The 24,448-nt window shown below is 68.0% G+C and carries 19 protein-coding genes and 3 tRNA genes; 17 read left to right on the top strand and 5 right to left on the bottom strand.

Features of this window, described 5'->3' with window-relative positions; genetic code table 11:
* Window positions 1-12 precede the first annotated feature (12 nt).
* The 4 genes from C9J49_RS01305 to eno all read left to right on the top strand — a co-directional run bounded on the left by C9J49_RS01305 (window position 13) and on the right by eno (window position 5,499).
* Complete coding sequence (locus C9J49_RS01305) at window positions 13-1,431, top strand: FAD-dependent oxidoreductase (protein ID WP_035592624.1); 1,419 nt, start codon at window positions 13-15, stop codon at window positions 1,429-1,431.
* A 227-nt stretch (window positions 1,432-1,658) separates the two neighbouring features.
* On the top strand, window positions 1,659-3,314 hold the full coding sequence (locus C9J49_RS01300) for a CTP synthase (protein WP_111382291.1): 1,656 nt from the start codon (window positions 1,659-1,661) through the stop codon (window positions 3,312-3,314).
* Window positions 3,315-3,319: 5 nt separating this feature from the next.
* Entirely contained in the window at window positions 3,320-4,171 is an 852-nt protein-coding gene (kdsA, locus tag C9J49_RS01295; RefSeq protein WP_046078331.1) for a 3-deoxy-8-phosphooctulonate synthase, read from the top strand.
* 35 nt (window positions 4,172-4,206) lie between these two features.
* Entirely contained in the window at window positions 4,207-5,499 is a 1,293-nt protein-coding gene (gene eno / locus C9J49_RS01290) for a phosphopyruvate hydratase (RefSeq protein ID WP_035592616.1), read from the top strand.
* A gap of 487 nt (window positions 5,500-5,986) precedes the next feature.
* Here the strand turns inward: eno and fdxA are convergent, their stop codons facing one another.
* Complete coding sequence (gene fdxA / locus C9J49_RS01285; protein WP_035592614.1) at window positions 5,987-6,310, bottom strand: ferredoxin FdxA; 324 nt, start codon at window positions 6,308-6,310, stop codon at window positions 5,987-5,989.
* A gap of 216 nt (window positions 6,311-6,526) precedes the next feature.
* The gene (mutS, locus tag C9J49_RS01280) at window positions 6,527-9,112 is read right to left on the bottom strand and encodes a DNA mismatch repair protein MutS (RefSeq protein ID WP_107181187.1); all 2,586 of its coding nucleotides are present in this window, start codon (window positions 9,110-9,112) and stop codon (window positions 6,527-6,529) included.
* Window positions 9,113-9,501: 389 nt separating this feature from the next.
* Here mutS and C9J49_RS01275 point away from each other — a divergent pair, with 389 nt between their 5' ends.
* From C9J49_RS01275 to C9J49_RS01235, 9 genes are all read left to right on the top strand, one after another.
* The gene (locus C9J49_RS01275) at window positions 9,502-9,996 is read left to right on the top strand and encodes a CinA family protein (protein ID WP_107181186.1); all 495 of its coding nucleotides are present in this window, start codon (window positions 9,502-9,504) and stop codon (window positions 9,994-9,996) included.
* A 159-nt stretch (window positions 9,997-10,155) separates the two neighbouring features.
* Window positions 10,156-11,214, top strand: coding sequence for a recombinase RecA (gene recA, locus C9J49_RS01270; RefSeq protein WP_035592609.1), 1,059 nt, complete (start codon window positions 10,156-10,158; stop codon window positions 11,212-11,214).
* Between the two features lie 3 nt (window positions 11,215-11,217).
* A complete protein-coding gene (locus C9J49_RS01265) occupies window positions 11,218-11,691 on the top strand; it encodes a regulatory protein RecX (protein WP_107181185.1) in 474 nt (157 codons plus the stop codon).
* 129 nt (window positions 11,692-11,820) lie between these two features.
* Window positions 11,821-14,427: an alanine--tRNA ligase gene (gene alaS, locus C9J49_RS01260; protein WP_107181184.1), complete on the top strand. Its 2,607-nt coding sequence runs from the start codon at window positions 11,821-11,823 to the stop codon at window positions 14,425-14,427.
* 103 nt (window positions 14,428-14,530) lie between these two features.
* Entirely contained in the window at window positions 14,531-15,781 is a 1,251-nt protein-coding gene (locus tag C9J49_RS01255; protein ID WP_035592606.1) for an aspartate kinase, read from the top strand.
* Between the two features lie 189 nt (window positions 15,782-15,970).
* Entirely contained in the window at window positions 15,971-16,171 is a 201-nt protein-coding gene (gene csrA, locus C9J49_RS01250) for a carbon storage regulator CsrA (RefSeq protein WP_035592604.1), read from the top strand.
* A 100-nt stretch (window positions 16,172-16,271) separates the two neighbouring features.
* Window positions 16,272-16,364, top strand: a tRNA-Ser gene (locus tag C9J49_RS01245).
* Window positions 16,365-16,385: 21 nt separating this feature from the next.
* Window positions 16,386-16,462 (top strand) — tRNA-Arg (locus C9J49_RS01240).
* A gap of 54 nt (window positions 16,463-16,516) precedes the next feature.
* Window positions 16,517-16,593: transfer RNA gene (locus tag C9J49_RS01235), tRNA-Arg, on the top strand.
* Between the two features lie 212 nt (window positions 16,594-16,805).
* On the opposite strand, the gene C9J49_RS01230 is transcribed toward C9J49_RS01235, so the two are convergent.
* Window positions 16,806-17,774 carry a tRNA-dihydrouridine synthase gene (locus C9J49_RS01230; protein WP_046078324.1) on the bottom strand — a complete coding sequence of 323 codons (969 nt, stop codon included), beginning with the start codon at window positions 17,772-17,774 and terminating at the stop codon, window positions 16,806-16,808.
* Between the two features lie 165 nt (window positions 17,775-17,939).
* Here C9J49_RS01230 and C9J49_RS01225 point away from each other — a divergent pair, with 165 nt between their 5' ends.
* The 4 genes from C9J49_RS01225 (at window position 17,940) to C9J49_RS01210 (ending at window position 23,364) form a co-directional block, all read left to right on the top strand.
* Window positions 17,940-18,191 carry an OadG family protein gene (locus tag C9J49_RS01225; protein ID WP_107181183.1) on the top strand — a complete coding sequence of 84 codons (252 nt, stop codon included), beginning with the start codon at window positions 17,940-17,942 and terminating at the stop codon, window positions 18,189-18,191.
* 47 nt (window positions 18,192-18,238) lie between these two features.
* Window positions 18,239-20,047 (top strand): sodium-extruding oxaloacetate decarboxylase subunit alpha, encoded by a 1,809-nt coding sequence (gene oadA, locus C9J49_RS01220; protein WP_046078322.1) that lies wholly within the window; start codon window positions 18,239-18,241, stop codon window positions 20,045-20,047.
* Window positions 20,048-20,061: 14 nt separating this feature from the next.
* Window positions 20,062-21,384, top strand: a complete 1,323-nt coding sequence (locus C9J49_RS01215; protein ID WP_107181190.1) for a sodium ion-translocating decarboxylase subunit beta — start codon at window positions 20,062-20,064, stop codon at window positions 21,382-21,384.
* A 171-nt stretch (window positions 21,385-21,555) separates the two neighbouring features.
* Window positions 21,556-23,364 carry a lysophospholipid acyltransferase family protein gene (locus C9J49_RS01210; protein WP_107181182.1) on the top strand — a complete coding sequence of 603 codons (1,809 nt, stop codon included), beginning with the start codon at window positions 21,556-21,558 and terminating at the stop codon, window positions 23,362-23,364.
* On the opposite strand, the gene C9J49_RS01205 is transcribed toward C9J49_RS01210, so the two are convergent.
* Window positions 23,305-23,931, bottom strand: a complete 627-nt coding sequence (locus tag C9J49_RS01205; RefSeq protein ID WP_046078320.1) for a YigZ family protein — start codon at window positions 23,929-23,931, stop codon at window positions 23,305-23,307. The two genes, C9J49_RS01210 and C9J49_RS01205, sit on opposite strands and share 60 nt — an antisense overlap.
* Window positions 23,931-24,398: a transcriptional repressor LexA gene (lexA, locus tag C9J49_RS01200; protein WP_035592588.1), complete on the bottom strand. Its 468-nt coding sequence runs from the start codon at window positions 24,396-24,398 to the stop codon at window positions 23,931-23,933. The genes C9J49_RS01205 and lexA overlap by 1 nt, the downstream gene beginning before the upstream one ends.
* Between the last annotated feature and the right edge of the window lie 50 nt (window positions 24,399-24,448).

Raw genomic sequence — 24,448 nt, 5'->3', positions numbered from 1 at the left:
GGAGCGAGTAACATGGCCAACCGTTTGAACAACGACTTCCAGTTCATCGACGTGGGTCGCCAGGACCCCGAGAAGAAGGCGGCGTCGACGCGGGCGAAGCAGTTCGCCGAGATCTACGAGCCGTTCCAGCCGCAGGATGCCGCGAGCCAGGCACACCGCTGTCTGTCCTGCGGCAACCCTTACTGCGAATGGAAGTGCCCGGTTCACAACTACATTCCCAACTGGCTGAAGCTGGTCAGCGAGGGCAACATCCTGGAGGCCGCCGAGCTCTCCCACCGCACCAACTCGCTGCCCGAGGTGTGCGGCCGGGTATGCCCGCAGGATCGCCTGTGCGAGGGCGACTGCACCCTCAACGACGGCTTCGGTGCGGTGACCATCGGGTCGGTGGAGAAGTACATCACCGACACCGCCTTCGCCATGGGCTGGCGCCCGGACATGTCCCGGGTGACCTGGACCGACAAGAAGGTGGCGATCATCGGCGCCGGCCCGGCGGGCCTCGGCTGTGCCGACATCCTGGTGCGCAACGGCGTCAAGCCGGTGGTGTTCGACAAGAATCCCGAGATCGGCGGCCTGCTGACCTTCGGCATTCCCGAGTTCAAGCTCGAGAAGACCGTGATGGAGCGTCGTCGCGCCGTCTTCGAGGAGATGGGCGTCGAGTTCTGCCTGGGGGTCGAGATCGGCACCGACATGCCGTTCGACAGGCTGCTCGAGGAGTACGACGCGGTGTTCCTCGGCATGGGCACCTACAAGTACATGGAAGGCGGCTTCCCGGGCGAGGACCTGCCGGGCGTGCACAAGGCGCTCGACTACCTGATCGCCAACGTGAACCACTGCCTGGGCTTCGAGAAGGATCCGGCGGACTACGTCTCGCTGGAAGGCCAGAAGGTCGTGGTCCTCGGCGGCGGCGACACCGCCATGGACTGCAACCGCACCGCCATTCGCCAGGGGGCCGAGGCCGTGACCTGCGCCTACCGCCGCGACGAGGACAACATGCCCGGCTCGCGCAAGGAGGTGGCCAACGCCCGCGAGGAGGGCGTGGAGTTCCTGTTCAATCGCCAGCCGGTGGCGGTGGTCGGCGAGGACAGGGTCGAGGGCGTGAAGGTCGTGCGCACTCGCCTCGGTGAGCCCGACGAGAACGGTCGCCAGCGTCCCGAGGTGGTGCCGGGCTCCGAGGAAGTGGTGCCCGCCGACGCCGTGGTCATCGCCTTCGGCTTCCAGCCGAGCCCGGCGCCCTGGTTCGAGACCGTGGGTATCCAGGTCGACGAGAAGGGCCGGGTCAAGGCGCCGGAGCAGGGCGCCTACGCCTTCCAGACCACCAACGAGAAGATCTTCGCCGGTGGTGACATGGTGCGTGGCTCCGACCTGGTGGTCACCGCCGTGTACGAGGGCCGCCAGGCCGGCGAGGGCATCCTCGACTACCTGGACGTCTAGGCGCCGAGCTACAAGCGCCGAGCTACAAGAAACCCCGAAGGTCAGGCCTTCGGGGTTTTCTTTGGCTCTGGGCGATCACACGCTGCTGACTTGCAGCTTGCAGCTTGCAGCTTGCAGCTTGCAGCTTGCAGCCCAAATTGAGCCGGGGACCGCACTCTGCTATTCTGTCGTCCCATCCTGGCGCGGCTTCCTGCCGGGCCTACCGATCACGTTTCGACAGGTTCTCCATGACACGATATATCTTCGTGACCGGCGGCGTTGTGTCCTCTCTCGGCAAGGGCATCGCGTCGGCTTCGCTGGCGGCGATTCTCGAGGCACGGGGCCTCAAGGTCACCATGCTCAAGCTCGATCCCTACATCAATGTGGATCCGGGCACCATGAGTCCCTTCCAGCATGGCGAGGTGTTCGTCACCGAGGATGGGGCGGAAACCGACCTGGACCTCGGTCACTACGAGCGCTTCATCCGCACGAAGATGAGCCAGGCCAACAACTTCACCACCGGGCGCGTCTACGAGCACGTGCTGCGCAAGGAGCGCCGCGGCGACTACCTGGGCGGCACCGTGCAGGTGATTCCGCACATCACCGACGAGATCAAGCATCGCGTCTATGAAGGCGGCAAGGGCGCCGACGTCGCGCTGGTCGAGATCGGCGGCACCGTGGGCGACATCGAGTCGCTGCCCTTCCTCGAATCGATCCGTCAGATTCGCAGCGAGCTGGGCGCGAGCCGGGCGATCTTCATGCACCTGACCCTGGTGCCCTACATCCAGACCGCCGGCGAGACCAAGACCAAGCCGACCCAGCACAGCGTCAAGGAGCTGCGCTCGATCGGTATCCAGCCGGATATCCTGATCTGCCGCAGCGAGGTCGAGCTCGAGGAGACCGAGCGCCGCAAGATCGCGCTGTTCACCAACGTCGAGGAGCGGGCGGTCATTCCGCTGCAGGACGCCGATACCATCTATCGCATTCCGCTGATGCTGCACGAGCATGGCCTCGACGAGTTCGTCTGCGACAAGCTGCGCCTGGAGGCCAGCGAGGCCGACCTGTCCGAGTGGATCCGCGTGCTCGACGCCAAGCTCAATCCGCTCAAGTCGATCAACATCGCCATGGTCGGCAAGTACATGGAGCTGCTCGACGCCTACAAGTCGCTCAACGAGGCGCTGGTCCATGCCGGCATCCAGACCCGGGTCAAGGTCAACATCGACTACATCGATTCCGAGGACATCGAGCGTCACGGTCCGGAACGCCTGGCCGGCAAGGACGCCATCCTGGTGCCCGGTGGCTTCGGCGAGCGCGGCGTGGAAGGCAAGATCGCCACCGCCCGCTTCGCCCGCGAGAACGGCATCCCGTATCTCGGCATCTGCCTCGGCATGCAGGTGGCGGTGATCGAATTCGCCCGTCACGTGGCCGGCTGGGACGACGCCAATTCCACCGAGTTCACCCACGATACCCAGCACCCGGTGGTGGGCCTGATCACCGAGTGGCTGAGCCCGGAAGGCAAGATCGAGCTGCGCGACGAGGCCTCCGACCTGGGCGGCACCATGCGTCTGGGCGGCCAGGTCTGCCACCTGGCGACCGGCTCCAGGGCTCGCGAGGCCTACGGCAACGAGGAGATCGTCGAGCGCCACCGTCACCGCTACGAGGTCAACGACCAGTTCGTCGCCGACCTCGAACAGGCCGGCCTGGTGGTCTCCGGCCGCAGCGTCGACAACTCCCTGGTGGAGATGGTCGAGCTGCCCGATCATCCCTGGTTCGTGGCCTGCCAGTTCCACCCGGAGTTCACCTCCACGCCGCGTGACGGTCACCCGCTGTTCACCGGTTTCGTGAACGCGGCGCTGGAGCACAAGGCGGCGCGCACCCGCGCCCAGAGCACCCCACAGGAGTGAGCGTCATGCCCGTCCCGGAACGCCCGATCGACATTGCCGGCCTCCGGGTCGGCAATGACCAGCCGCTGACGCTGTTCGGCGGCATGAACGTGCTGGAATCCCGCGAGCTGGCCCTCGAGGTGGCCGAGGCCTACGTCGAGGTCACCGGCCGGCTCGGCATGCCGTACGTGTTCAAGGCCAGCTTCGACAAGGCCAACCGCAGCTCCATCCACTCGTTCCGCGGCCCCGGTCTCGACCGGGGTCTGGCGATCCTCGCCGAGGTGAAGGAACGCTTCGGCGTGCCGATCATCACCGACGTGCACGAACCCTGGCAGGCGGCACCCGCCGCCGAAGTGGCGGATGTCATCCAGCTGCCGGCCTTCCTCGCCCGCCAGACCGACCTCGTCGTGGCGATGGCCGAGACCGAGGCGGCCATCAACATCAAGAAGCCCCAGTTCCTGGCGCCTCACGAGATGCGCCATATCCTGCGCAAGTGCGAGGAGGCCGGCAACGACCGGCTGATCCTGTGCGAGCGCGGCACCAGTTTCGGCTACAACAACCTGGTGGTCGATATGCTGGGCTTCGGTGAGATGAAAGAGACCGGCTACCCGCTGCTGTTCGACGTCACCCACGCCTTGCAGCGGCCCGGCGGTCGCTCGGACAGCGCCGACGGGCGCCGTGCCCAGGTCGCCGAGCTGGCTCGCGCCGGCGTGGCCGTCGGGCTCGCCGGGGTGTTCCTGGAGTCCCACCCGGACCCGGACAACGCCAAGTGCGACGGCCCCTGCGCTCTGCCGCTCGATCGTCTCGAGCCCTTCCTGGCCCAGCTCAAGGCGCTCGACGAGTTGGTCAAGGGCTTCGCGCCGCTCGAGATTTCCTGATTTCCCCAACGCTGACTCACTAAGGACGAGACAACATGACCAAGATCGTCGACGTTCGCGCCCTCGAGGTGCTCGATTCCCGCGGCAACCCCACCGTTCAGGCCGAGGTGCGTCTGGAGAGCGGTGCCGTGGGCACGGCCTGTGCCCCCAGCGGAGCCTCCACCGGCTCCCGCGAGGCCCTTGAGCTGCGCGATGGCGACAAGGCCCGTTACCTGGGCAAGGGCGTGTTGAAGGCCGTGGAGGCCGCCAACGGCGTCATCCGTGAGCGTCTGGTCGGCATGGACGCGCGTGACCAGCGTGCCCTGGACGAGGCCATGCTCGAGCTCGACGGCACCGACAACAAGGCCACCCTGGGCGCCAACGCCATCCTCGCCGTGTCGCTGGCCGCCGCCAAGGCTGCCGCCAACGCCAAGGGCGCGCCGCTCTATGCCCACATCGCCGAGCTCTACGGCCAGCCGAGCCGGTTCCGCATGCCGGTGCCGATGATGAACATCCTCAACGGCGGCGAGCATGCCGACAACAACGTCGACATCCAGGAGTTCATGATCCAGCCGGTGGGCGCGCCGAGCTTCCGCGAAGGCCTGCGCATGGGCGCCGAAATCTTCCACGCCCTGAAGAAGGTGCTCGCCGGTCGTGGCTTGTCCACCTCGGTGGGCGACGAGGGCGGCTTCGCGCCGAACCTGGCGTCCAACGCCGAGGCCCTGGCGGTGATCAAGCAGGCGGTGTCCGACGCCGGTTACGAGCTCGGCCGCGACATCACCCTGGCCCTCGATTGCGCCTCCTCCGAGTTCTACAAGGATGGCGTCTACGATCTCGCCGGCGAGGGGAAGCAGTACGACGCCGCCGGCTTCGCCGACTACCTGGCCGAGCTCTGCGACCAGTATCCGATCGTCTCCATCGAGGACGGCATGGACGAGTCCGACTGGGACGGCTGGAAGGCGCTGACCGACAAGGTTGGCGACAAGGTGCAGCTGGTCGGCGACGATCTCTTCGTCACCAACACGCGCATCCTCAAGCGTGGCATCGACGAGCAGATCGGCAACTCCATCCTGATCAAGTTCAACCAGATCGGCTCGCTGTCCGAGACCCTGGACGCGATCAGGATGGCCCAGGACGCCGGCTTCACCGCGGTGATCTCCCACCGCAGCGGCGAGACCGAGGACACCACCATCGCCGACCTGGCCGTGGGCACCGCCGCCGGCCAGATCAAGACCGGCTCGCTGTGCCGCTCCGACCGCGTCGCCAAGTACAACCGCCTGCTGGTGATCGAGCAGGAGCTGGGTGAGCGCGTGGACTACCCGGGCCGCAGTGCCATCAAGGGGCAGTAAGCGGCGCCGATCGGCGGTCCTCGTGTAGGAAATCGCCTACACGGCCCCGGCGACATTCGTGACATCTCGCCCGACAATACCGGCGCCTTCCAGGCGCCGGTATTTTTTATCCCGTTGTTTTTAAATGTTTTTTCTGAATGTGGTGAGGGTGGCGTCGTGTCGGGCGCGAGAAGGCCCGGTTGAGAAGTCGCGCAAGACTGCCAGAATGGTCAGCGGGACAAGGGAGAGCGGAGTCTCTCCCGGCAGGACGCCACGGGATGCAGTCTCAAGCCGAGCCCGGTGTCGCAGGACGCGGCTTCCGGGCAGGGAAGGCTAGGAGTTCGAGCGGAAGGAACCGCTCAAGGATGGCTGGGAGCGGGCGACCTTCGGGTCGCCTTCCTTTTGCCTGGGTGTTCTCCTTCATCGCAGTGCGAAACGACGACGCCGAATGTCGAGAGACATTCGGCGTCGTCGTGTCTGGGCTTCGCTCGAGCGTCTTGCCCGGGGCTCAGCGCTCCAGCTGGTCCGCCTTGCCGGGCTTGCCGTCCCATTCCTCGGCGTCGGGCAGCGGGTCCTTCTTCTCGGTGATGTTCGGCCACGTCTCCGCCAGCTCGGCGTTGATCTCGATGAACTGTTCCTGGCCTTCCGGTAGCTCGTCCTCGGAGAAGATCGCCTCGGCCGGGCACTCGGGCTCGCACAGCGCGCAGTCGATGCACTCGTCGGGGTGGATCACCAGGAAGTTGGGTCCTTCATAGAAGCAGTCCACCGGGCAGACCTCGACACAGTCGGTGTACTTGCACTTGATGCAGTTTTCGGTGACGACGAATGTCATGCCAGTCTCCCTTCCTCGGCCGGGGCGCGCCGCGGCCAGTCGGTCTTGAATGTCGAATTGAGTTATAAAAACTTCTGCTTTTATAATAAGTAGAACTTGATCGAACCATTTTAGTCGGCCCGCCATGCTGCCCGCAAGCCGTGGCGCGTCGAGTCGATGGCATCGCCGCCGCCCGAGGGCGGCGGCGATGACCGGCGCTTGTATCGGTCTTCCGTCCTACAGGCTCTCCTGCCACCGGTACAGCCATTCCAGTGCCTGGCGTGGGCTCAGCTCGTCCAGCGCCAGCCCCGAGAGGCTCTCCACCATCGGATGCGGGGCGCTGGCGAACAGATCCGCCTGCTGCGGTGACGCCTCTTCGCCTTCGCGGGGTTCCACCGGCGCGCGCTGGCCCTGGTCGACCTCCTGCTGCTCCAGCGTCGCGAGCTTCTCCCGGGCCCGGGCGATCACGCCCTGGGGCACGCCGGCCAGCTGGGCGACCTGCAGGCCGTAACTCTGGCTGGCCGGGCCGTCCTCCACTCGGTGCATGAAGACGATGCCGTCGCGGTGCTCCGCCGCCGTCAGATGCACGTTGGCCACGCTCTCGGCCTGTTCGGCCAGCGCGGTCATCTCGAAGTAGTGAGTGGCGAACAGCGTGAAGGCGCGGGTGCGGGTCAGGTGTTCGGCGCTGGCCCAGGCCAGCGACAGGCCGTCGAAGGTGCTGGTACCGCGGCCGATCTCGTCCATCAGCACCAGGCTGTGGTCGGTGGCGTTGTGCAGGATGTTGGCGGTCTCGGTCATCTCCACCATGAAGGTCGAGCGGCCGCCGGCCAGGTCGTCGGAGGAGCCGATGCGGGTGAAGATGCGATCCACCGGGCCGATGCTCGCGCTGTCGGCCGGCACGAAGCTGCCGGTGTGGGCGAGCAGGGTGATCAGCGCCGCCTGGCGCATGTAGGTGGACTTGCCGCCCATGTTGGGGCCGGTGATCACCAGCATGCGCCGCGCGTCGTCCATCACCATGTCGTTGGGCACGAAGGGCGCCTCGCTGACCCGCTCGACCACCGGGTGGCGGCCGCCGCGGATGTCGAGGCCCGGCGCCTCCGGCAGCGCCGGGCGAGCCAGGTCCAGCGAACGCGCGCGCTCGGCCAGCGCGGCCAGCACGTCCAGGGCGGCCAGGGAGCGGCCGGTGGCCTGCAGCGGGGCCAGTTCGGCGTTGAGGTCGTCGAGCAGGCCGTCGTAGAGCAGCTTCTCCCGGGCCAGGGCGCGGGACTTGGCCGACAGCGCCTTGTCCTCGAACTCCTTGAGCTCGGGGATGATGAAGCGCTCGGCGTTCTTCAGTGTCTGGCGGCGGATGTAGTCCACCGGCGCCTCGCGGGCCTGGGCGCGGGGAATCTCGATGTAGTAGCCATGGACCCGGTTGTAGCCGACCTTGAGGCCGGTCAGCCCGGTGCGCTCGCGTTCGCGGGTTTCCAGCTGCACCAGGTAGTCGCCGGCGTGCTCGGCCAGGCCGCGATGCTCGTCGAGCTCGGCGTCGAAGCCCTCGGCGATCACGCCGCCGTCGCGGATCACCACCGGCGGGTTCTCGACCAGCGCGCGGCCCAGGGTGTCGGCGAGCGCGGGATAGGGGCGGATATGGCGCTTGAGCTCGTCCAGCGCGGTGCCGTCCTCGTACTCGGCGAGCTCGGCCTCGAGTTCGGGCAGCGCCGCCAGGGCGTCGCGCAGCCGGGCGAGATCCCGGGGGCGGGCGCTGTACAGCGCCACCCGGGCCAGGATGCGCTCCACGTCGCCGATCGCCTTGAGCGTCTCGCCCAGCGGCAGGTAACCGTCACGGTCGAGCAGGGCGGCCACGGCGGCCTGGCGGGCGCCGACCTGATCGCGGTCGCGCAGCGGGCGGTTGAGCCAGCGCTTGAGCAGCCGCGAGCCCATGGCGGTGGCGGTGGTGTCGAGCACGCTGGCCAGAGTGTTGTCGCTGCCGCCGCCCAGGTTGACGTCGATCTCCAGGTTGCGGCGGCTGGCGGCGTCGATCACCACGGCGTCGTCGCGGCTCTCGACGCCGATGGCGGTGACATGGGGCAGCTGCGAGCGCTGGGTGTCGCGGGCGTAGTCGATCAGCACCCCGGCGGCGGTGAGTGCGGCCTCCAGATGGGCGCAGCCGAAGCCGCGCAGGTCCTGCACGGCGAACTGGTCGCACAGGGTGCGGGTGGCCGATTCCAGGTCGAACAGCCAGTCGCTCTGGCGGCGCAGGCCGCGACGCTCCTCGAGCGACGGCGGCAGGCTCAGGCTGTCGGCCACCAGCAGCTCCGCCGGATCGAGGCGGGTCAGCTCGGCCAGCATCTCGGCCTCGCCCTCCACCTCGAGCACGCTGAAGCGCCCGCTGGAGAGTTCCAGCCAGGCAAGCCCCCAGCGCTCGCCGGTCGGATGGATCGCCACCACCAGGTTGTCGCGGCGGGCGTCGAGCAGCGCCTCGTCGTAGAGGGTGCCGGGGGTGACGATGCGCACCACCTTGCGCTCCACCGGGCCCTTGGCGGCGGCCGGGTCGCCCATCTGCTCGCAGATGGCCACCGACTCGCCGGCGGCGACCAGGCGCGCCAGGTAGCCCTCGGCGCTGTGGTAGGGCACGCCGGCCATGGGAATCGGCTGGCCGGCCGACTGGCCGCGCTGGGTCAGGGTGATGTCCAGCAGCGCCGCGGCGCGCTTGGCGTCGTCGAAGAAGAGTTCGTAGAAGTCGCCCATGCGGTAGAAGAGCAGCACCTGGGGATGCTCGCGCTTGATCTTCAGATACTGGGTCATCATGGGCGTGTGCGGCTTGGCGCTGGCCTGTGACATGGGCTTCCTTGGCTGGCGGTGGAGACGGTGAGAAACGCGAATATCGGGATGGCGTGAGGTGCCATGCATCTCGCGGACAAAGCCAGTATTCTACGCCCAAGGATGGCCTTCGTCAGGGGCGTTTGGGTCATGCTCGAAGCGTTGCCGACAGCGAGGAGCGCCGGGGGACAGGTCGTAGCGGGGGTTTTTGCCATGGGTTAGGCGAATTCGCCTAACGGGCCGGCCAGGGATGGCCGGGACCGGTCCTGCAAGCGGAGCAGGATGCGAGAGCGAAGCAGGGCAAAAGTAGCGCTCAGGGATGGGTTCACAGCGCCCCGCGCAGGCCTGTCGCCGGAACAGCTCCGAGCGTTCGGTGGGGAGCGCCTAAGGGTCAACAGGGAGAGGATTCCATGTCCGTATCGCCCGAGACGCGCCGTCTCGCCGAACGCCTTGGCGCGCTGTGCCGCGAGCGCGGCGCGAGCGTCGCCACCGCCGAGTCCTGCACCGGCGGCGGGGTGGCGAATGCCATCACCGAGATCGCCGGCAGCTCGGACTACTTCGAGACCGGCTACGTGACCTATTCCAACGCCGCCAAGACGCGCCTGCTGGGCGTGCCCGAGGCGCTGCTCGAGCGCGTCGGGGCGGTCAGTCACGAGGTGGTCGAGGCCATGGTGGCCGGCGCCTGCGCCGAGAGCGGCGCCGATCTGGCCGTGGCCATCAGCGGCGTCGCCGGCCCCGGCGGCGGCAGCGCCGAGAAGCCGGTGGGCACGGTGTGGCTGGCCTGGGGCGCTCCGGGCCGGGTGCGCACCGAGCGTCACCACTTCGCCGGCGAGCGTGACGGGGTGCGCGATCAGGCCGTGAACGCCGCCCTCGAGGGGCTGATCGTCGAGCTGGAAAACGGCTAGTTCGGCCTCGGCCGATGCGGTCGGTTCGGGGTGGCCGAGCGGCCGCTTTTTCGTCATACTACTGTGCAGTCATACAGTGCTTTTCGGCGGCCGTCGCGCCGTCATTCCGCCAATGTTTCGTCATCGCCGTGCGTCACGGCGATCGCTTAGGAGACCCTCATGGCTCAGGACGACAATCGTTCCAAGGCGCTCAACGCCGCGCTTTCCCAGATCGAGCGCCAGTTCGGCAAGGGCACCGTGATGCGCCTGGGCGATACCCCGCGCGTGGTGATGCCGTCGGTATCCACCGGTTCCCTGGGGCTGGACATCGCCCTGGGCATCGGCGGCCTGCCCTTCGGCCGCGTGGTCGAGATCTTCGGCCCGGAATCCTCGGGCAAGACCACCCTGACCCTGTCGGTGATCGCCCAGGCCCAGAAGCAGGGCAAGACCTGCGCCTTCATCGACGCCGAGCACGCCCTCGACCCGAGCTACGCCGAGAAGCTCGGCGTCAACCTCGATGACCTGCTGGTCTCTCAGCCGGATACCGGCGAGCAGGCCCTCGAGATCTGCGACATGCTGGTGCGCTCCGGTGGTGTCGACGTGATCATCATCGACTCGGTGGCGGCGCTGACCCCGCGCGCCGAGATCGAAGGCGAGATGGGCGACTCCCACGTCGGCCTGCAGGCGCGGCTGATGTCCCAGGCGCTGCGCAAGATCACCGGCAACATCAAGAACGCCAACTGCATGGTGGTGTTCATCAACCAGATCCGCATGAAGATCGGCGTGATGTTCGGCAGCCCCGAGACCACCACCGGCGGCAATGCGCTCAAGTTCTACTCCAGCGTGCGCCTCGACATCCGCCGCACCGGCTCGGTCAAGCAGGGCGACGAGGTCACCGGCAACGAGACCCGGGTCAAGGTGGTCAAGAACAAGGTCTCGCCGCCGTTCCGCCAGGCCGAGTTCCAGATCCTCTACGGCAAGGGCATCTACCACGCCGGCGAGGTGGTCGACCTGGGCGTGCAGTGCGGCCTGGTCGACAAGGCCGGCGCCTGGTACAGCTACCAGGGCAGCAAGATCGGCCAGGGCAAGGCCAACGCCGCCCAGTTCCTCGAGGACAACCCGGCGATCATGGAAGAGATCGAGAGCCAGATCCGCGCCCAGCTGCTGTCCACGCCGGAGCCCAAGGAAGAGAGCGCCGAGGCCGAGGCGGACACCGACGCGGGCGGCGAGTCGTCCTGATCCATGGCGGGCCCTGTGCGATCGGAGGATACCACGCCCCGCGACGATGCCATCCGCCTGCTGGCCCGGCGCGAGTATGCCCGGGCCGAGCTGCGCGACCGCCTGGCTGCCAAGGGCCACGCGCCCGAGGCGGTCGAGGCATGCCTCGACGCGCTGGTCGAGCAGGGGCTGCAGTCCGACGTGCGCTTCGCCGAGAGTTTCCTGCGCTCCCGGGTCGCTCGCGGCCAGGGGCCGGTGCGCATCCGCGCCGAGCTCTCCCGCCGCGGCGTCGATGACGCCACCGCTCGTGGCGCCTTCGACGAGGCCGGCGGCGAGGTCGACTGGTTCGAGCTCGCCGCCACGACCCTGGCCCGGCGTTTCTCCGGCCCCGGCCAGGAACCCCGCGAGCGTGCCCGTCGCGAACGCTTCCTGGCCGGCCGCGGCTTCGATTTCGACCAGCTCCGGCATGCCATGAACCATGCCTGGGACGACGCCTGAACGCCCCGCCCTTTAGTCGCTTGACGACTGCGCTATAATGGGTCCCTTTGCGAACGCCCCGGGTGGCAGTCCGATGATGGCTGCCGTGCCCGTCCTGCGGGCCACCACGCCTATCGCCACGGATACCCCATGAAAAGCGCAGACATCAGACAGGCCTTTCTGAGTTACTTCGAGGAGCAGGGCCACACCATCGTGCCGTCCAGCTCCCTGGTGCCGAGCAACGACCCGACCCTGCTGTTCACTAACGCCGGGATGGTGCCGTTCAAGGACGTTTTCCTCGGCCGCGACCCGCGTCCCTACGTCCGTGCCACCTCGGCCCAGCGCTGCGTGCGCGCCGGCGGCAAGCACAACGACCTCGACAACGTCGGCTACACCGCCCGCCACCACACCTTCTTCGAGATGCTGGGCAACTTCAGCTTCGGCGACTACTTCAAGCGCGACGCCATCCGCTTCGCCTGGACCTTCCTCACCGAGGTGCTGGGGCTGCCGAAAGAGAAGCTGTGGGTCACCGTGCACGTCAGCGACGACGAGGCCGAGCGCATCTGGAAGGACGAGATCGGCGTCGATCCGGAGCGCTTCTCCAAGCTCGACGAGGACAACTTCTGGCAGATGGGCGACGCCGGCCCCTGCGGCCCCAGCTCCGAGATCTTCTTCGATCACGGCGCCGAGGTCTGGGGCGGCCCTCCCGGCAGCCCCGAGGAGGACGGCGACCGCTACATCGAGATCTGGAACCTGGTGTTCATGCAGTTCGATCGCGACGCGGCCGGCGAGATGCATCCGCTGCCCAAGCCGTCCATCGACACCGGCATGGGCCTGGAGCGCATCGCCGCGGTGATGCAGGGCGTGCACTCGAACTACGAGATCGACCTGTTCCAGAACCTGCTCGAGGCGGCGGCCCGGGCCACCGGTCATGACGACACGTCCACGCCCTCGCTGCGCGTGATCGCCGACCACATCCGCTCCTGCGCCTTCCTGATCACCGACGGCGTGCTGCCCTCCAACGAGGGGCGCGGCTATGTGCTGCGTCGGATCATCCGCCGCGCGGTGCGTCACGGACACAAGCTGGGTGCCCAGGGTCGCTTCTTCCACAAGCTGGTGGGCGCGCTGGACGCCGAGATGGGCGAGGCCTACCCGGAGCTGCGCGAGGCGCGCCACCAGATCGAGCGCGTGCTGCTGAAGGAAGAGGAGCAGTTCGCCCGCACCCTGGATCACGGCATGGGCCTGCTCGAGGAGGCGCTGGCCGGTCTCGAGGGCGACACCCTGCCGGGCGAGACGGTGTTCAAGCTCTATGACACCTATGGCTTCCCCTACGACCTGACCGCCGACGTCTGCCGCGAGCGCGGCGTGACCCTCGACGAGGCCGGCTTCGAGCGCGAACTGGAGGCCCAGCGCGAACGCGCCCGGGCGGCCAGCCAGTTCGGTGCGGCCTACGAGGCCTCGCTCGATCTGGAAGGCGAGACCGACTTCACCGGCTACGAGCGTCTCGAGGACCAGGCCGCGGTCACCGCCATCGTCGACCGCGAGGGCAATCCGCTGGACGGCCTCGAGGTCGAGCAGCGCGGCATGGTGGTGCTGGATCGCACGCCCTTCTACGCCGAATCCGGCGGCCAGGTGGGTGACACCGGTTACCTCGAGTTCGACGGCGGCCGCTTCCTGGTCACCGATACCCAGAAGCAGAGCGGTCACCATCTGCATCACGGCGTGCTGCTCGAGGGCGCGCTGGCGGTGGGCGACGGGGTGACGCCGCGGGTCGATGCCAGCCTGCGCGCGGCCAGCGTGCGTAATCACTCGGCGACTCACCTGATGCACGAGGCGCTGCGCATCGTGCTCGGCGAGCACGTCGAGCAGAAGGGCTCGCTGGTGACGCCCGAGCGCCTGCGCTTCGATTTCAGCCACTTCGAGCCGGTGACCGCCGAGCAGCTGGCCGAGATCGAGCGACTGGTCAACGAGCAGGTGCTGGCCAACGCCGACACCCGCATCGAGCACATGACCCTGGACGAAGCCAAGGCGAAGGGCGCCGCGGCGCTGTTCGAAGCCAAGTACGCCGACAGCGTGCGGGTGCTGACCATCGGCGCCGACGACTTCTCGATCGAGCTGTGCGGTGGCACCCACGTGCGTCGCAGCGGCGACATCGGCTGCTTCCATATCGTCAGCGAGGCCGGCGTGGCCTCCGGCGTGCGCCGCATCGAGGCCATCACCGGCGAGGCCGCGCTGGCCTACTTCCGCGAGCAGGAAGCGCGGGTGTCACGCATCGGCGAGCGTCTCAAGGCCAAGCCCGAGCAGGTCGAGGAGCGCGTCGAATCGCTGGTCGAGCGCAATCGCGGCCTGGAGAAGGAGCTCGAGCGGCTCAAGGCCAAGCTGGCCAGCGCCGCCGGCAACGACCTGCTCGACGAGGCCCGCGAGGTCAAGGGCGTCAAGGTCCTGGCCAAGCGCCTGGAAGGCGTCTCGGGCAAGGAGCTGCGCGGCATGCTCGACCAGCTCAAGAACAAGCTGGGCTCCGGCATCGTGGTGCTCGGCGTGGCCGACGAGGCCGCCGGCAAGGTCAGCCTGATCGCCGGCGTCACCGACGACCTCACCGCCAGGGTCAAGGCCGGTGCGCTGGTCAACCACGTGGCCGGCCAGGTCGGCGGCAAGGGCGGCGGCCGACCCGACATGGCCCAGGCCGGCGGCAGCGATGCCGCGGCCCTGCCGGCGGCGCTGGAGAGCGTCCCGGCCTGGGTCGAGGAGGCGCTCTAGGCGTCACGGGGCCGAAGACGGCAGCGTCTTCGGCCCCTCGTGTATCCGGCCTCGCTTACCTTTCATCCATTCCAACGCTAAATCGACAGAGGGACAACGACGCATGGCACTATACGTACAGAAGTTCGGCGGTACCTCGGTGGGCTCCGTGGAGCGCATCAAGGCCGTGGCCGAGAAGGTCAAGGGCTTCCGTGACGCCGGCCATCAGGTCGTGGTCGTGGTGTCCGCCATGAGTGGCGAGACCAACCGCCTGATCGGCCTGGCCAACGACATCAACGACGAGCCGACCCCGCGCGAGCTCGACATGCTGGTCTCCACCGGCGAGCAGGTGACGATCTCGCTGCTGACCATGGCGCTGCACAAGCTCGGCGTGCCGGCCACCTCCTACACCGGCTCCCAGGTCGGCATCATGACCGACAGCGCCCACACCAAGGCGCGCATCCAGCGCATCGAGACCGAGGACATGCGCCAGGACCTGGATGACGGTCAGGTGGCCGTGGTCGCCGGCTTCCAGGGCGTCGACGAAGAGGGCAACATCACCACCCTTGGTCGCGGCGGCTCCGACACCACCGGCGTGGCCCTGGCCGCGGCGCTGAACGCCGACGAGTGCCAGATCTACACCGACGTCGACGGCGTCTATACCACCGACCCGCGTGTCTGCTCCCAGGCCCAGCGCCTGGACACCATCACCGTGGAGGAGATGCTGGAGCTGGCCAGCCTCGGCTCCAAGGTACTGCAGATTCGCGCCGTCGAATTCGCCGGCAAGTACAACGTGCCGCTGCGCGTGCTGTCCAGTTTCCAGGACGGCCCCGGCACCCTGATCGTTGCAGACTCCGACAAAGACGAGGACTCCATGGAAGAACCGCTGATTTCCGGTATCGCCTTCACCGCCAACGAGGCCAAGCTGACCCTGCTCAACACCCCGGACGTGCCGGGCGTGGCCTCGAAGATTCTCGGCCCGATCGCCGATGCCAACATCGAGATCGACATGATCGTGCAGAACGTGGCGCCGGCCGGCGACTACACCGACTTCACCTTCACCGTCGCCAAGGGCGACTACAAGCAGACCCTGAAGATCCTCGAGGAACAGGTGCTGCCGGCGCTGGGCGAAGGCGAAGTGAAGGGCGACGACAAGATCGCCAAGGTCTCGCTGGTCGGTGTCGGCATGCGTTCCCACGCCGGCGTGGCCTCCAAGATGTTCCGCGTGCTGTCCGAGGAGAACATCAACATCCGCATGGTTTCCACGTCCGAGATCAAGATCTCGGTGGTGGTCGACGAGAAGCAGATGGAGCTGGCGGTGCGTGCCCTGCATCAGGCCTTCGGCCTGGACAAGAACGACATCGAGAGCGAATAAGGCGTCGCAGCCTGCCGTCAGCTTCTACGCTTGTAGGGAAGTCCATGGCAGCGCCTGCGACAGAGCTTTCATTCAACGAAGCTTCTGGGGTGTCATGGGCGATGTCTGCGATCGGAGGGGCGGGCACGAGCCGGCCCCTCTGCCGTGACAGCGCATCCCGCAGTCAGAAGTCTGAGAAGGAGATCAGTCATGCTCATTCTGACCCGCCGTGTCGGAGAAACCCTGATGATCGGTGATGACATCACCGTGACCGTGCTGGGCGTCAAGGGAAACCAGGTCCGTATCGGCGTCAACGCCCCCAAGGACGTCGCCGTGCATCGTGAGGAGATCTACCAGCGCATCCAGCGCGAGAGAACCGACGACGATGACGACGGCGAGGGGAGGGGGTAACGCGCCTGCGATCCGTCGGTGAGTCCGGGAGGCGAGAAAAATTGCCACCCCCTATGGACAAACCCCAATCGGATCGGTAGGATACGCACCTGTCGATGAGGGAGAGGTGGCCGAGTGGCTGAAGGCGCTCCCCTGCTAAGGGAGTAAGGGGTTTATAGCCTCTTCGAGGGTTCGAATCCCTCCCTCTCCGCCATCATCGATAGATGGAAGACAAGCGCCCGTAGCTCAGCTGGATAGAGTACCTGACTACGAATCAGGTGGTCGGAGGTTCGAATCCTCCCGGGCGCGCCATCTTCCTCCGGATGATGTTTCATCATCCCGCGATGAGCCTGCTCATTGCCGAAAGCGCCCGTAGCTCAGCTGGATAGAGTACCTGACTACGAATCAGGTGGTCGGAGGTTCGAATCCTCCCGGGCGCGCCAGATTCCGGACCCGCTCTCCTCGCGAGGGCGGGTCTTCTGTCTTTTGTACCCCGCTTTTTGCTAGCCGGACACCGTGCCCAATGAGGGGTCGGTGCCCGTGATCGTTCAGGCGCCGTCGCATCGCGACGTGCGCCTTTTTTTTATTCGCCTGGCGGCGACTGTCTCTTCCCGGTCTCTCTTCCTGTTCCTTCTCTTCTCTCTTCCTGGCGCCCTCAGGCGCTGGTGACGTCGAGCCTGCCGGTCGGCACGGCGCTCCCCGCCGCGAGGCCGGCGAGGAAATCGTCCAGGTCGGTGACTCGGCGCAGTGCCTGAAAGCGTCGTGCGGCTTCGGCGTCGCGACTTCGCATGTGGTTCAACCATTGTTTGAGTAGCGAGACCACGATCTTGCTGGGTAACATGATTCGCTGCGACGCAGCATAGTCGCGCAGGACGCGGGCGCGCTCGGTCCAGGTCGTCGCCGGCAGGCGCTCGCCGGTGGTCTGCCAGTGGCGGATGCGCGGTGCCAGCCCGGGATCGGCCAGGGCGCCGCGGCCGAGCATCACGTCTCGGCAGCCGGACAGGGTGCGCGCCTTCCAGTAGTCCTCCAGCGTCCAGATGTCGCCGTTGGCGATCACCGGGATCGTCAGCCGGGCGCGGATGCGGCCGATCCATTCCCAGTGGGCCGGCGGCTTGTAGCCTTCACGGCGGGTGCGGGCGTGCACCGCCAGCTGGCGAGCGCCGGCGTCCTCGGCGGCCAGGCCGCAGGCCAGCGCCAGGCGGCGGTCGTCGAAGCCGAGCCGGATCTTGGCGGTCACCGGGATGGCATCGCCCACCGCGTCGTGTACGGCGGCCACGGCGGCGTGTACCCGGCGCGGGTCGCGCAGCAGCGAGGCGCCGCCGTCGTGGCGGTTCACCAGCTTGGCCGGGCAGCCGAAGTTCAGGTCCAGGCTGCTGACGCCGAGCTTCAGCGCCTGACGGGCGTTGGCGGCCAGCGCCGTCGGGTCCGAGCCCAGCAGCTGCAGGTGCACCGGCACACCGGTCGGCGTGGCCGGGCGGCCATCGGCCAGCTCCGGGCAGTGGCGATGGAAGACCCGCGGCGGCAGCCGCGTGTCCACCACGCGCACGAATTCGGTGACCGTCCAGTCGAATCCCGGCGCTCGCGTCAGCATCTCGCGAGTGACGGCATCGATCACGCCCTCCATGGGGGCTAGGCCGATGCGGCCGGGATGTAGTAATTTAACAACGTCAGCTTCCACCATGGTGCCATCGCGATCCTTTGGGAGTGTGGCAGCTTATACGCTCAGCGTTCATGCGCAACTCGCGCGCCCCCTCGCCGGGGTGCGGCGGGGCGCTCGAGGAGGTCATCCATGCAGGATCCGCAGCTATTGAACGAGGGCCTGGCCCTGATGGGCCTCGGCATGGGGTTCGTGTTCGTCTTCCTGACCGTGCTGGTCATCGTCACCACCCTGATGTCGAGGGTGATCGGGCGCTTCTTCCCCGAACCCGCGGCCGAGGCCGCCCCGGCGCCCGCCAGTCGTGGGTCGGCCGTGCCGGACGAGGACCTGACGGCGGCGATCAGCGCCGCGATCCACCGCTATCGCCGTGAGCATCGCCGTTAGATCACGACACCCTCTCACTCCATCAACGACAACGACAAGGAACTCCCATGACGGAGAACGCTCGCCCGCTGGGCATCACCGACGTGGTCCTGCGTGACGCCCACCAGTCCCTGTTCGCCACCCGGCTGCGTCTCGACGACATGCTGCCGATCGCCGAGAAGCTCGACCGGATCGGTTTCTGGTCACTGGAATCCTGGGGCGGGGCGACCTTCGACGCCTGCATCCGCTACCTGGGCGAAGACCCCTGGGAGCGGATTCGCGCGCTGAAGGCCGCCATGCCCAACACCCGCCAGCAGATGCTGCTGCGGGCCCAGAACCTGCTCGGCTATCGGCACTATGCCGACGACGTGGTCGACCGCTTCGTCGAGCGCGCCCGCACCAACGGCGTTGACGTGTTCCGCGTCTTCGACGCCATGAACGACCCGCGCAACCTGGAGCGCGCCATCCAGGCGGTGCGGGCCAACGAGGGCCATGCCCAGGGCACCCTGTCCTACACCCTGAGCCCGGTGCACACCCTCGATGGCTGGGTCGAGCTCGGCGAGCGCATCGCCGCCATGGGAGCGGACTCCCTGGCGATCAAGGACATGGCCGGCCTGCTCAAGCCCTACGACGCCTATGAGCTGGTCTCGCGCCTGAAAAAGGCCGTGGACATCCCGATCCACATGCAGTGCCACGCCACCACCGGGCTCTCCACCGCCACCGCGCTGAAGGCCGTGGAGGCCGGCATCGACAACGTCGACACCGCCATCTCCTCGATGTCGATGACCTACGGCCACAGCCCCACCGAATCGCTGGTGGCGATGCTGCAGGGCACCGAGCGCGATACCGGCCTCGATCTCGAGGCGCTGGAGGACATCGCCGCCTACTTCCGCGAGGTGCGCAAGAAATACGCCGCCTTCGAGGGCTCGCTCAAGGGCATCGACTCGCGCATCCTGGTGGCTCAGGTGCCGGGCGGCATGCTCACCAACATGGAGAACCAGCTCAAGGAGCAGGGCGCCGGCGACCGCCTCGACGACGTGCTGCAGGAGATCCCGCGGGTGCGCGAGGACCTCGGCTACATTCCGCTGGTCACGCCGACCTCGCAGATCGTCGGCACCCAGGCGGTGATGAACGTGATGATGGGCGAACGCTACAAGTCGATCTCCAAGGAGGTCCAGGCGCTGCTCAAGGGCGAGTACGGCGCCGCCCCCGCCGCCTACAACGCCGAGCTTCAGGCCCGCGTGCTGGAAGGCGGCGAGCCGATCACCTGCCGCCCGGCCGATCGTCTCTCCCCGGAAATGGACCGGCTCGCCGCCGAGCTCAAGGAGAAGGCCAGGGCCGAGGGCATCCGGCTGGCCGAGGGCGAGCGCGAGATCGACGACGTGCTGACCTATGCGCTGTTCCCGCAGATCGGTCTCAAGTTCCTCAAGCATCGCGACGACCCCGACGCCTTCGAGCCGGTGCCCTCTGCTCCCGCGCCCCAGGCCGCCGGACAGGCGCCTGCCCCGGCCGGCGGGCCGGAGACCTACACCGTCACCGTCAACGGCAAGTCCTACGTGGTCGAGGTCGCCGAGGGCGGCGAGATCGAGCGCATCCAGGAGCAGGGCGGCGGTGCGGTTTCGACCGCCTCCGCGGCGCCGGCGGCCTCCTCGGGCGAAGCGTCGCCCGGCGAGACCATCAGTGCGCCGCTCGCCGGCAACATCTTCAAGGTCAACGTCAAGCCGGGTGATGTGGTCGCCGAGGGCGACGTGGTGATCATCCTCGAGGCCATGAAGATGGAAACCGAAGTGCGCGCCGCCAGCGCCGGCACCGTCTCGGCGGTGAAGGTCGGCGAAGGCGACAGCGTCACCGTGGGCGACGCCCTGGTCGTGCTCTAAAGGACGAACCCATGATCGACAAGTTACTGACCCTGTGGACCGGCTCCGGCCTCTACAACCTGAGCTTCGGCCAGGCGGCGATGATCGCCGTGTGCCTGCTGCTGCTGTGGCTGGCCATGGCCAAGAAGTTCGAACCGCTGCTGCTGGTGCCGATCGGCTTCGGCGGCATCCTGGCCAACATTCCCGAGGCGGGGCTGGCGCTGTCGGCCGCCGAGCAGGCCGCGCACATGGCGGGCCCCGACCTGCTTCAGCAGCTGGCGGCCTCCCTGCAGCTGAACCTGGTCCCGGGCGGAGACGTCGAGGCCTGGCGGCATGCCGTCGGTGAGTTGCTGCATGGCGACACCGCCCCGGAACTGATCCGTGCCGCCAACGACGTGGCCCTGGGCGCCGGCTTCGCCCACGGCATGCTCTACCAGTTCTACAGCGTGGCCATCGCCTCCGGCATCGCGCCGCTGGTGATCTTCATGGGCGTCGGCGCCATGACCGACTTCGGGCCGTTGCTGGCCAACCCGCGTACGCTGTTCCTGGGCGCTGCGGCGCAGTTCGGCATCTTCGCGACCCTGATCGGCGCGGTGGGGCTGACCGCCATGGGCGTGATGGACTTCTCGCTCAACCAGGCCGCCGCCATCGGCATCATCGGCGGCGCCGATGGCCCCACCTCGATCTACGTCTCGAGCATCCTGGCGCCGGAGCTGCTGGGGGCCATCGCCGTGGCGTCCTACTCCTACATGGCGCTGGTGCCGCTGATCCAGCCGCCGATCATGCGCGCCCTGACGTCCAAGGGCGAGCGCGAGATCGCCATGACACAGCTGCGGCCGGTGTCAAAGCGCGAGAAGATCGTCTTCCCGCTCAGCCTGCTGATCCTGGTGGTGCTGTTCCTGCCGGATGCCGCGCCGCTGCTGGGGATGTTCTGCTTCGGCAACCTGATGCGCGAGTGCGGCGTGGTGGAGCGGCTCTCCGACACCGCTCAGCACGCCCTGATCAATACCGTGACCATCTTCCTCGGCCTCTCGGTGGGCTCCAAGCTGATGGCCGACCGCTTCCTGGCCGTGGAGACCCTCGGTATCCTCGGGCTCGGCATGGTGGCCTTCGCCATCGGCACCGCCTGCGGCATCCTGATGGCCAAGCTGCTCAACGCGGTCAGCAAGACGCCGATCAACCCGCTGATCGGCTCCGCCGGCGTCTCCGCGGTGCCCATGGCGGCCCGGGTGTCGAACAAGGTGGGGCTGGAGTCCAACCCCCACAACTTCCTGCTGATGCACGCCATGGGGCCCAACGTGGCCGGCGTCATCGGCTCGGCGGTGGCCGCGGGCGTGATGATCAAGTACCTCGGCTGATGCGCCCCGGGCTTGCCCCGGCCGCATCGCTCGCCGCCGTCTTGGGCGGGACTCGGCACGGCGCCCCTCGGGGCGCCGTGCGTCGTTCCGGACCGCCATCGTCCTGTCACCTGCCGCGCCTAGCCTGACGACATCGGCGTCGAACGGCGCGTCAGGCGATGAGGAAGCGGCATGATCGATATCGAAGGGGCCCTGCGCGACAAGGCGCCGGGGCTGGCGGCGCGGCCGCCCTGGCTGTTCGGGCCGCTGGTGGCGGGGCTGCGTCGGCTGGTGCACGAACGCGAGATCAACGATTTCCTGGCCCGCCACGGCGAGCTTGGCTGGTGCGAGTTCATCGACCGGGTGTTCGAGCATCTCGACGTCGGCTACACGCTGTCGACCAGGGATCGCGAGCAGATTCCCGAGACCGGCCGGGTGGTGGTGGTCGCCAATCACCCGCTCGGTGCCCTGGACGGCTTGGCGTTGCTGCGCATGGTGGCCGAGGTACGCCCCGACGTCAGCATCCTGGCCAACGACCTGCTGCTGCAGCTGGCGCCGCTGTCGGACGTGATCGTGCCGGTGGACAACCTCTCGCGGCGCGGGCTGCGCCGTAGCCTCACGCGCCTGACCGAGACCCTGGAGGCGGAGCGGGCGGTGATCGTCTTTCCCGCCGGGGAGGTCTCCCGGGCCGGGCCCCGCGGCGTGCGCGACGGCAAGTGGCATTCGGGCTTCCTGCACGCCGCGCGTCGCACCAACGCGCCGCTGCTGCCGGTCCATGTGCGCGGGCGCAACTCCTCGCGCTTCTATGCCCTGACGTCGCTGCGCAGCGATCTGGGCACGCTGCTGCTGCCCGACGAGATGTTCCGCCAGCGCGGTCGCCATATCGCCCTGCGGGTGGGCGGGCCGATTCCGCTGGCGCAGTTCGATCGCGATGACCTGACCACGCCGGTCAAGCTCAAGTTGCTGCGCAAGCATGTCTATCGTCTGGGGCGCGGCAAGCGCGGCGTGTTCGTCGGCGAGACTGGTATCGCCCGCCCCGAGCCGCGCCAGCGCCTGCGCGAAGAGCTGCGCGACGCCGAGACGCTCGGCGAGACCGCCGACGGCAAGCGCATCCTGCTGGTCGACAGCCGGCCGGATTCGTCGGTCATGCGCGAGATCGGTCGCCTGCGCGAGGTGGCCTTTCGTCGGGTAGGGGAGGGCACCGGCCGCAAGCGCGACCTGGACGCGTTCGACGACTACTACCGTCATCTGGTGCTGTGGGACGATCGCGACCTGGAGATCGCCGGCGCCTATCGACTCGGCGAGGTAGGGCGGATCCTCGATCGTCATGGCATCGAGGGGCTCTACGGCGCGACCATCTTTCATCTGGAGCAGGCGCCCTGGGCGCAGTGGCGCCACGGCCTGGAACTGGGGCGCAGCTTCGTTCAGCCGCGCTACTGGGGGCGGCGCAGCCTGGACTACCTGTGGGTCGGCCTTGGGGCCTACCTGCGTCGCCATCCCGAGGTGCGCTGGCTGTTCGGACCGGTGACCCTGCCCAATCACCTGCCGACCCTGGCCAAGGAGCTGCTGGTCAGCTACTACCGCCACTACTACGGCGATGGCGATAGCCAGGTGCGGCCGCGCGCCCCCTGGCGCCTCTCCCGGGCCGGGGAGCAGGAGGCGGAGCGGCTGTTTCGCGGCGACGATGCGAAGGCGGACTTCCAGCGCCTGCGTCACGGGCTGCAGGCGCTGGGGGCCAGCGTGCCGGCCCTCTACAAGCAGTACGCGGAGGTCACCGAACCCGGCGGCACGCGTTTCCTGGCCTTCGGCGTGGATACGGCCTTCGGTTACTGCACCGACGGCCTGGTGGCGGTGGACCTGGCGCGCCTCAAGCCGGAGAAGCGGGCGCGCTATATCGGCGCGGCGGACGAGAGCGCGCGGGCCGTCTCCGGCGAGGCGGCCTCAGGCCGCGTCGGGGTCCAGGGTTTCGAGTCGTCCCTTGAGGCGGGACGTGAGGGCTGAGAGGTCGCGTTCGGTGTCCCGGGGCCAGCCCAGCGTCAGCACCACGCCGTCGGCAGCGTAGTCGGCGGCGTCCACGGGGATGTCGCGCTCGGCGCACCAGGCCCGGGCCTGGGCCTCGCCGGCAAAGTCGATCTTCAGGCGCAGCGGGTCGCGCTCGGTGACCTCGCGGGTCGGCAGGGTCTCCAGCGCCTCGCTCACGGCCTGGCCGTAGGCGCGTGCCAGGCCGCCGGTGCCGAGCTTGGTGCCGCCGAAGTAGCGGGTCACCACGCAGCCGGCCTGGCCGATGCCGGCGCCTTCCAGCACCTGATACATCGGCCGCCCGGCGGTGCCGCCGGGCTCGCCGTCGTCGGAGAAGCCGATGGCGTTCTGCTCGCCGGGCGGGCCGGCGATGAAGGCGCTGCAGTGGTGGCTGGCATTGGGATGCGTGCGCCGAGCCTCGGCCAGCAGTGCCTCGAAGGCGGCGGCCTCCGGGGCATGGCAGACCCAGGCGATGAAGCGGCTCTTCTCGACCTCGAGTTCGGTCTCGCGCCACTCGCCGGCAGGCAGGTCGGGAACGGGATAGCGCATCAGGCGGCCAGGTCCGTCTGGCGCACCACGCCCATCACCAGTCCCAGCACCTGGATGTCGCTGTTCTTGAGGTAGATGGGCGGCATGGCCTCGTTGGCCGGCTGAAGACGCACGCCGGACTTCTCGATGTAGAGCTTCTTCAGGGTGACCTCCTGATCGTTGATCATCACCACCGCGGTCTCGCCGTTCTCGGCGCTCTCGCGACGTTCGATGATGATCACATCCCCGTCGAAGATGTTGCAATCGATCATCGAGTCGCCGCGCACGCGCAGCGCATAGGTGTTGCGCTTGACCATGCGCTTCGGCACCTCGACGCTGCCGGCATCGATGCAGGCGTCGATGGGCACGCCGGCGGCGACGCTGCCCAGCAGGGGCACTTCGACCAGGTCGCGGTCATCGAGCGGCATCCAGGCCTCGGCGATGGGCAGGTTGGGCTGGCGGAGCAGGTACTGTGGGGCGAGTGACATGCGCGGCATCTCCCGTCGGCAGTGACTGTTGATACATACAGTACTTGGCC

Origin of the sequence: Halomonas sp. SL1 (assembly GCF_003030865.2) — a bacterium.
Taxonomy (GTDB): domain Bacteria; phylum Pseudomonadota; class Gammaproteobacteria; order Pseudomonadales; family Halomonadaceae; genus Halomonas; species Halomonas halophila.
Note: the sequence above shows the minus strand (reverse complement) of the source record. Positions and strands in the feature narration are given on the sequence as shown.